Source organism: Phormidium sp. CCY1219 (assembly GCF_035615515.1).
Taxonomy (GTDB): Bacteria; Cyanobacteriota; Cyanobacteriia; order Cyanobacteriales; family Laspinemataceae; genus CCY1219.
In genome coordinates, this window is record NZ_JAJENT010000171.1 from 1 (window position 1) to 4387 (window position 4387).

The following is a 4387-nucleotide window of genomic DNA, read 5'->3' on the forward strand; positions in this document are numbered from 1 at the left end:
TCCCCGGCTCAGCCTGGGAACGCCTCTGCGGAGGCTCTGCCTCCACAGGGAGCGCCGAACACCTCACAATAACCACATAAAATATCTCATACAAACAACAAACCCCACGAGTCGGCAAAATCTCCACCGACTCGTGGAGTCTACAAAGCTAGATGAGAATAGTGCAAACACTCAATCGTAAATGCTTTCACTGTAAAGTTCCGAGTCGGTTTTTAACCGACTTTAGCGATGAGGCGGGGACTTTGAGTCCCCGCCGGGTCCTGGAGTCTTGAATTTGGCCCCGATCGCATTCCATCCCCGGATAATTCCCCACACAATCAGGGCGGCGCACAATCCGAGGCTCACACTAATCCCGATCGCCAGGGTCATGGGATGGGGCGTATCGGTCCAGGGATACAGTTGCAGGGGCGGTGGCGGATCGGGGGGTTGCATGTAATAGGATAAGCTGCTGGCGATAACGCCGGAAATGCCAATGCCCACACCAACCAGGGTGACAACCAGTTCCAGTTGCCGATCGCGCTGTTTCTCGCTTTCGGCGTTCAGGCGATCCTGTTGCACCTGTTCGATTTCTACAATGCCTCGGATACTGGCGATCGCCTGTGCTAATAAGTTGGAGGCGGGTTTTAAATAGTTTAAATCCGCTTGGATTTGGGAGAGCAAGGTTGGACATTCTTTTTGCGAAAAATTCGCGAAAAAGTCCAGGGAGTTGTTGGTTTGCGATCGCAGGGTGTCCAGCAGGCGATTGTAGTTGCCGATTTGAATTTGAACCGTATTGAGGGTATATTCTAAATTCCTCAATTGTAGCGCATATTTCGGCGCAACGGCCATTAATTTTTTCAGGTCTTCTTTCAGGGTTTCCAATTCGCGATCGCTGAGGGATTTGCTCGCCACATCTCGGGCGATCGCGGTTTGCAATTCGGTTTCGATTTGAGTGCGAATCAACTCCTCGCAGGTGGCGTAGGTTTTCCGACTCAGTTGATAGGTATGAGCGATTTTATGGTAAGCTAAAAATAATTCCGGTAACTGAAAATAAATCGATTGTAGCTTTTGCGAAGTGGTTTCGCGCAGGTAGAACAAAATCAAAATGCGATCGCGCTGTTTTTTCGGGTTGCCATAGTCAAAAATATAGCTGCCCAAAAATTCCTGCTGCTGATAAAATTGTGGGCAAAAATCCCCGAACAGTTGGTGGCGCAATTCATCGGCGATCGGGCGCATCGCCTCCGGGGTTGGCGGAATCGTTTCCGGTAAAAATGTCCTTACCAGTAACGTTTGTCCTAAAAAGTCCGCCCTGTCATCGTTGAGGATAAAATCCTGGGGGAAAAACGCCGGAAATTCCTTCACCGACACCTTATCGCGCCCCTTTTCTTGGGGACGAAATAAACTCAGCATCAGCGCATAACTATCGTTAATCCGTTGCGGATAGAGCAAAAATTTATAACGCGGTTTTGTGCCATTGGGATTGCGTTCTGAACTTTCCCACCAGCGAAGTTGCCGATTTTTGAAATCGGTCTTTTTTAAGAGTTCAATGCTTTCTGCATTCAGATTGTCTGCCCGTAATTGCGGCGGATTTGTGGTAAAATCGAAATGCCGTTCCAGTTTCTTTAAAATCGGGTCGTATTGTTTCGCCACCACTTGCGGCGAATTCTCGAACGGTTTTAATTTTACGCTCAAACCTTTTTGCAGTTTGAACGCAAATAAATCGATATTCAACGCATAAACGAACTCGAGGGGGTTGGACATGGGAAAGGAAGTTAGGGGGGAATGAGTGAAATAGCCAACTAGCTGCATCCAAAGCAAGCTAGGAGATGATTTTACCTGAATTTTTTAGCTCGATTGAGATTGAGTGCTTTCCCGGGTTTTATCGATTTCGGCAACCATCATTTTGTTGGAAACCCGATCGCGATCGGCGGTGGGGTCTTTCGGCGGCGGTTCTTTTCCCGCTTCCAGCATATCGCAGCGCACTTGTATCCAGTCAGTATCATTCAATCGGGCTTCAATTTCCGGATAGCCTTCCGCCCAATCTAAAATAATCTCCGCCAATTCGTTCTCGTCATCCTCTGCACTTGCCAACTGGTTCCGCAGCGGGATTAAATACTCCCCATTTTGTCCAAATAACTCCCCACTGGGGCTTTTCCGTTCTTGCTGTAGCAAAGTCACGAAATCGATTAAGGCTTCGTAATTGTCATTCATCGCCGTTCCTCCAGGGTTCAGTTGCAAAGCAGGTCATTTATATGCTATTGTAGCATTAATTTCGCCTAAATCGCTCTGGGGAAAAATGCCCTTTTGCCCACCTCAACCCCACCCCCTCACTATCACAATCCAATACAGCCAAAAGCCGCCCAAGAATGCCACCCAGCAAACGGCGGATCCGGATAGCGACGACGCAATCGCGTCCGGCAATTTTGACACAACTTCTCCGGCGCTCGCACATCCTCCCGCAACCAGCGCACAAACTCCTCTCGCGACACGCTACGCAACCAGGTTTGTGCCCCTTGCAATGCCTCCACCGCAGACTGAGTGCCCCGGTGGAAATTGCGGTAAAAGCGCACCATTAAAAACGCCGTGGCAAAGTCATCCACCGACCACAAACTGCTAATCACCGTAGCACTCCCCGCATATAAAAACGCAATGGGCAACCCGATATATTCATCCACCACCTGACTGGAATCTACCAACCCGGTTTCGCAGGCAGAAAGCACCACAATCCGACAGCAAGGTATGTCTAAATTCGCGAAAATCTCCGTCAGAGTGAGACCTTGCAGGGCCGTATCCACCCGCCGCCCGTCGCGCATCGTGAGGTAGCGCTGTTCCGGCGGCGTCTCCGGAACTGCTGCAGGGGCGGCGCTGGGGGATAAAATTAACGCCGAATAGAGGGGATTCGCCGGATTGAAACTGCCGTGACAGGCGAAATGCAGGGATTCGCTTTGCTGCAGTCTCGCTAGGGTTGTCGGCGCAGACAGGGCAGTTTTGGTCGCGTCGCGATGGCGCAAAATATAGGTATTCGGGCGCAAGGGTTCGGCGATTTGTTCCACTTCCCGATCCGCATAGGGCAAATTGTCCGTGGGATTTTGTACCGCAAACAAGGATAACGGTTCCCTGGGGGTAGCGGGGGGGCGCTGGTGCAGGCGTTGCAGCAGTTGGCAACTGGGAACGTAACTCACCCCTCGCGCGAAGATATCCATCAGGGGACGTTTCTCCCGACTATCCCCCGGGGGACATCCGGGCACTGCATGCAGGGGAAATACATGCAAGAACCGATGGGGAACCAGAATCAGCTTGTCGCACTTGCCGGGAACTTTCGCCAAAATCTCCTCGATTCGCAGGATTTCCCCCAGGCGCTGCAGGCGGGGGGCGAGACTCTCTTGCCATGCTTTTTGCCGCTGCTGTCGTTCGGTGAGGCTTTCCCCCTGGCGGATGCGATCGTACTCCCGGAGATACTCGTCACTCCACTGGCGCAGGATGTCTCGTTCCTCTGGGGGGAAGGTTTCCACCCGGATATCCCCCCGGGTGATGATAAAGGTTTGCCACCCGGAATTCGCGCGAGTGCCGATATACCATTCCACAATCGCCGTCTTCTCGTCTAGGAGAGATTGAATCTCCCCCAGAGAAATGGGAGTGACGCGCTGGGTGAGCGTAAACTGCGGGTCGTTTATCGCCTCTAGCAGACTATCCCGTTGCTGGAGTAATTGTTGGCGCTGTTGAGCCAGGGTGAGATTCCCCGCCCCTGGGGAAGACTGCGCCGCCGGAAAAGCAGCGGACCGGGTATCCGTTGGCGGAGTTCCCGTCTCGCCGGTGGGAGACTCGCTATCCAGCAGTTGGGCGAGAATGGCGAGTTGGCGACGCACCTCCCGCAGTTGTTGCCGTTGTTCCTCACTGCCAGTTTTCGGTTCTAGGTCCGCATCCGCCATCATTTGCACCAGGGTGCGGGATTTACTCCGTTCCACCGTCATCAGGGCGAGGTCCAACCGCCCGACGCGAATGCAGGCATCTACCATACGTTCATACACATCCAAGGCATCCGCGATTAATTGCTGCCGGCGTTGCGCCGACTCCACCCATTCGCAACTTTGTTCCACCGCTTCGATGGCTAGGGTATAACCTTCACTGGCAATTTCCCACCATCCTTCCTCATATCCCAAGTGGCCCAAGTTGCGCCCGGTTTGCAGGCAATCGAGGGGAAACCCTGTCGGGGTTCTGATTTCCAGGGCATGGCGATAACAGCGAATCGCCCGTTCCAGATTCTCCCGCCGCTCTCCCCGGATGCGGTTGCGATAGGCTTCACCCAGATTATTTTGCGTCATCGCCCAATCTTCCGGATAGGCGGTGCGGGTTCTTACTTCTAACGCTGCCTCGTATGCCGCAATCGCCCGTTCCAGATTCTCCCCCC

The 4387-nt window shown here is 52.8% G+C and carries 3 protein-coding genes; all 3 read right to left on the reverse strand.

Going from position 1 to position 4387, the window contains the following annotated elements; translation table 11 throughout:
• Positions 1-222 precede the first annotated feature (222 nt).
• Entirely contained in the window at positions 223-1740 is a 1518-nt protein-coding gene (locus tag LKK83_RS01005) for a hypothetical protein (RefSeq protein ID WP_324628865.1), read from the reverse strand.
• Positions 1741-1824: 84 nt separating this feature from the next.
• Positions 1825-2190 (reverse strand): hypothetical protein, encoded by a 366-nt coding sequence (locus LKK83_RS01010; protein ID WP_324628866.1) that lies wholly within the window; start codon positions 2188-2190, stop codon positions 1825-1827.
• A 122-nt stretch (positions 2191-2312) separates the two neighbouring features.
• A partial coding sequence (locus LKK83_RS01015; RefSeq protein WP_324628868.1) for a CHAT domain-containing protein occupies positions 2313-4387 on the reverse strand: 2075 nt, incomplete at its 5' end.

Bases quoted from the DNA above. Each gene is read 5' to 3' on its own strand.
- LKK83_RS01005 (WP_324628865.1), bottom strand. From the start codon at position 1,740: ATGTCCAACCCCCTCGAGTTCGTTTATGCGTTGAATATCGATTTATTT.
- LKK83_RS01010 (WP_324628866.1), bottom strand. From the start codon at position 2,190: ATGAATGACAATTACGAAGCCTTAATCGATTTCGTGACTTTGCTACAG.